We start from the raw sequence: 3,984 nt of genomic DNA on the forward strand, positions 1-3,984 counted from the left end.
TGATCAGAGCTTGAAGCTCAGCACGGTCGGCGGGGCCAAGGTAAAGGCAAATGTCATTGCGTCTCATGTCCCGAATATAGCACATCAGGCCCTCAATGGGAATCCTGTGTCAGGTGGGGAACACTAGAGGCGCGGCTGGCAACGCTGGCCGCGCAACGCGACGTCATTACCTATGGCAAACTGGCCGCCGAGCTTGGGCTGGATGGGCCGGGCCGCATTGCACGGCTGACCACTGCACTTGAGACGTTGATGGTGCAGGACACGGCAGTGGGCCGCCCCTTGCGCGCAGCGCTTGTGGTCGGGCGTGCAACGGGTGGCCTGCCCGCACGCGGCTTCTTTGAAAAAGCGCAGGCGCTTGGCCATGATGTGTCGGACGCGGTGGGCTTTCATCGCGCGCAGCTATCGGCCTGTTTCGGCCCTGTTGCAGGCTGACTAGGCCTGCAAATGCTTCAACCCTTGGGTCACATCCGTGCGGATGGCCAGCCGCAGCGCCGCGTCATCGCCTGCGCGCAAGGCTTCCAGCATATGCCGGTGGTGCGGGGGCGGCGTGGTCCGGCGCAGCCGCGTGTACAGCACCCGCATTGTCGGCCCCAATTGCAGCCAGACCGTTTCAAGCAGCCCCAAGATTGCAGGGCTTTGCGCACGCAGATACAGCGTGCGGTGAAATTCGAGATTGGTTCGAATGTAGCCGATCGGGTCTTGCAGATTGACGGCGCGCGCATTGGCCTCGTTGATCGCGTCCATCCGGTCGATCAGCGCCAGATGCGCGCGGCGCAATGCGCGGCTGCCCAGTTCCGGCTCTAGCAGCGCGCGGATCTGCGCAAGCTCCTCAATCCGGTCATTGCTCAACTCCGGCGTGGTCACACGACCAGATGCCGAAATGCTCAGCGCCCCTTCCGCCGACAGCCGCCGCACCGCTTCGCGCGCGGGCGTCATGCTGACCCCGAACGTCTTGCCAATGCCGCGCAGTGTCAGCGCATGGCCCGGCGGCAACTCGCCATGCATGACCTGCTGGCGCAAACCCCGATACACCCTGTCATGCGCCGCCTGAACCGGGGCGTCGGGCTGTGCAATCGGCAAACGGGTTAGAATATCGGACATGGCAAACTGTGATCACATTTTGCCTGCAAGGTCAATTACGGGCCCGCCCCGCGACGCCCGCCCCCACGCGCCATGCGACGAAAGCCTTGGTCGCGCGCTCCCCCGAAATCGCCTATCGTACAGCGATATCCGAGGGGGAGTATCAACATGGAACTGACCGAAGACCGCATTATCGCTGCACCACGTGCCACCGTCTGGGCCGCATTGTTCGATCCGGAGGTTCTAAAAGCCTGCGTGCCCGGCTGCCAAGAGCTTGCAGGCTCCGCCGAGGACGGGTTCGAAGCGGTCGTCGTTCAAAAGGTCGGCCCGGTCAAAGCCACGTTCAAAGGCACCGTTACCATGGCCGATCTGGTCGAGGGTGAAAGCTGCACTCTGGTGGGCGAAGGCAAAGGTGGCGCCGCGGGCTTTGCCAAGGGAGAGGCGCGCGTCGCACTGGAAGATGCCGACGGCGGCGCGACCAAGCTAAGCTATGTGGTCGATGCCAAGGTTGGCGGCAAACTGGCACAGCTTGGCAGCCGCATCGTCGATGGGTTCGCACGGCGCATGGCGCAGGATTTCTTCACACGATTTCAGGAAAAAGTGGAACCGCCCAAGCTAGAGGATATCGCGTCAGAGGCGGACACGAGCGACGGCGAAAAACAGGGCTGGTTCAAGCGCACCTTCAACTCGTGACGGCGCGCTTGCTTTAATATTCGCGCTTCGGTAAAGATTTCTTACCAATACGCGGAGAGCGCCATGCCTGTCATCACCAATATCGAAGATTTGCGTCGGATCTACGAACGGCGAACCCCGCGCATGTTCTACGATTATGCCGAATCCGGTAGTTGGACGGAGCAGACCTTCCGCGAGAATACGTCCGATTTCCGCCATATCCGGCTGAAACAGCGCGTGGCGGTGGATATGGATAACCGTTCCACCCGGTCAACCATGATCGGCGAAGATGTCGCCATGCCTGTTGCGCTGGCGCCTGTCGGGCTGACCGGCATGCAAACGGCGGATGGCGAGATCAAAGCCGCCCGCGCCGCCGAGAAATTCGGCGTGCCCTTCACGCTTTCGACCATGTCCATCTGCTCGATCGAGGATGTAGCCGAAAACACCTCAAAACCTTTCTGGTTTCAGGTCTACACCCTGAAAGATGACGACTTCATGCGCCGCCTGTTCGACCGCGCCCGCGCGGCTGGGTGTTCGGCCATTGTCGTCACGGTCGACCTGCAAGTGCTGGGCCAACGCCATAAGGATCTGAAAAACGGCATGTCCGCCCCGCCAAAGCTGACCGTGAAATCCGTGGCCAACATGATGACCAAGGTGCAATGGGGCTTGGGAATGCTGGGCACTAAGCGCCGTTTTTTCGGCAATATCGTGGGCCATGCCAAGGGTGTCAGCGATCCGTCGTCGCTCTCGACATGGACGGCAGAAGCGTTTGACGTGTCGCTCGACTGGGACCGCATTGCCCAATTCAAGAAATGGTGGGGCGGCAAGCTGATCGTCAAGGGAATCATGGATGCCGAGGATGCCCGCCGCGCCGCCGATATCGGGGCCGATGCGATCATCGTGTCCAACCATGGTGGCCGCCAGTTGGATGGCGCGGTCAGTTCCATCCGCGCATTGCCCGCGATCATCGACGCAGTCGGCGACCGGATTGAAGTGCATTTCGACAGCGGCATCCGCTCTGGTCAGGATGTGCTGAAGGCCATGGCGCTTGGGGCGAAGGGCACCTATGTGGGCCGCGCCTTCACATACGGGTTGGGTGCAATGGGCGAAGCGGGCGTGACAAAATCGCTCGAACTCATCCACAAGGAACTCGATGTGTCCATGGCGCTGTGCGGCGAAACCGACATTCACAATGTCGGCCCGCATATCCTGTATGTCCCGCAGGGCTTTGGCGACCCGACCGTGCCACTTTAAACGGGTATTTCACCCTTGCCCAAATATCCGCAGGGGGTGAATTGAGCCGCAGGCGAAAGAGGGGGCAGCATGCCCCCTTCCCTTCGCCCCGAATCTCCCCTATAGCCAGCCTACTCGCGGCCCGCACCCTTGGAGGCGGGCCGTTTCATATGTGATAAGGACACACACCATGGCAAAAGAGATCCCGGATCTTACAGCCCAGGTACGTGCGGGGACAGGCAAGGGGGCCGCCCGTCAAGCTCGTCGCGAGCATTTCGTACCCGGAATCGTTTATGGCGGCGGTGTAGACCCGCAGCCCGTGAATTTTAACTACCACTACCTGATCGCCAAGCTGAAAGCCGGGCGCTTCATGTCCACACTGTTCAACCTGAAGCTTGACGGTCATGAAGATGTGCGTGTGATCTGCCGTTCCGTGCAGCGCGACGTGGTCAACGGCCTGCCGACCCATGTCGACCTGATGCGCTTGCGCCGCACCAGCCGGATCAACCTGTTCATCCATGTTGATTTCCTGAATGCCGACAAATGCGTCGGCCTCAAGCGCGGCGGCACGCTGACAGTCGTGCGCCCAGAAGTGGAACTGAACGTGCTGGCCGGCGAGATCCCCGAAAAGCTGGAAATCGACCTGACCGACTACAAGGTCGGCGACACGATCACCATTTCGGCGATCAACCTGCCTGCAGGCACCAAGCCCACCATCGACCGTGATTTCGTCATCGCCAACATTGCAGCGCCGCGCGCACTCGCGGCAGCCGATGATGCGGATGAGGGCGAGACCGAAACCGAAGCTGCCGAAGAATAAGCAGCGGCTTTTGACAGTCTGACGGATCGGGGCACCCAAATCGGGTGCCCCGTGCGTATTCCGGGGTCATCCGGCCAGTGATTCCGAAAGTATCCGGCCACCCATTCCGATTTTATCCGGCCACTGATTCCGGAGCATCCGGCCACCCTGTGATGTGATGCTGCGAGGCAATCTGTAAC

The 3,984-nt window shown here is 61.0% G+C and carries 5 protein-coding genes; 4 read left to right on the top strand and 1 reads right to left on the bottom strand.

Going from position 1 to position 3,984, the window contains the following annotated elements; genetic code table 11:
- Nucleotides 1-249 precede the first annotated feature (249 nt).
- Nucleotides 250-432: a hypothetical protein gene (locus tag ROE7235_RS18945; RefSeq protein ID WP_121097480.1), complete on the top strand. Its 183-nt coding sequence runs from the start codon at nt 250-252 to the stop codon at nt 430-432.
- On the opposite strand, the gene ROE7235_RS18950 is transcribed toward ROE7235_RS18945, so the two are convergent.
- Complete coding sequence (locus ROE7235_RS18950) at nt 433-1,101, bottom strand: GntR family transcriptional regulator (protein WP_121097482.1); 669 nt, start codon at nt 1,099-1,101, stop codon at nt 433-435.
- Between the two features lie 147 nt (nt 1,102-1,248).
- Between ROE7235_RS18950 and ROE7235_RS18955 the strand changes: the two genes are divergently transcribed.
- The 3 genes from ROE7235_RS18955 to ROE7235_RS18965 all read left to right on the top strand — a co-directional run bounded on the left by ROE7235_RS18955 (nt 1,249) and on the right by ROE7235_RS18965 (nt 3,805).
- Entirely contained in the window at nt 1,249-1,773 is a 525-nt protein-coding gene (locus ROE7235_RS18955) for an SRPBCC family protein (protein WP_121097485.1), read from the top strand.
- A gap of 63 nt (nt 1,774-1,836) precedes the next feature.
- Nucleotides 1,837-3,006, top strand: a complete 1,170-nt coding sequence (locus tag ROE7235_RS18960; RefSeq protein ID WP_121097488.1) for an alpha-hydroxy acid oxidase — start codon at nt 1,837-1,839, stop codon at nt 3,004-3,006.
- Nucleotides 3,007-3,175: 169 nt separating this feature from the next.
- Nucleotides 3,176-3,805, top strand: a complete 630-nt coding sequence (locus tag ROE7235_RS18965; protein WP_121097491.1) for a 50S ribosomal protein L25/general stress protein Ctc — start codon at nt 3,176-3,178, stop codon at nt 3,803-3,805.
- The last annotated feature ends 179 nt before the right edge of the window (nt 3,806-3,984 follow it).

Source organism: Roseinatronobacter ekhonensis (genome assembly GCF_900499075.1).
Classification (GTDB): domain Bacteria; phylum Pseudomonadota; class Alphaproteobacteria; order Rhodobacterales; family Rhodobacteraceae; genus Roseinatronobacter; species Roseinatronobacter ekhonensis.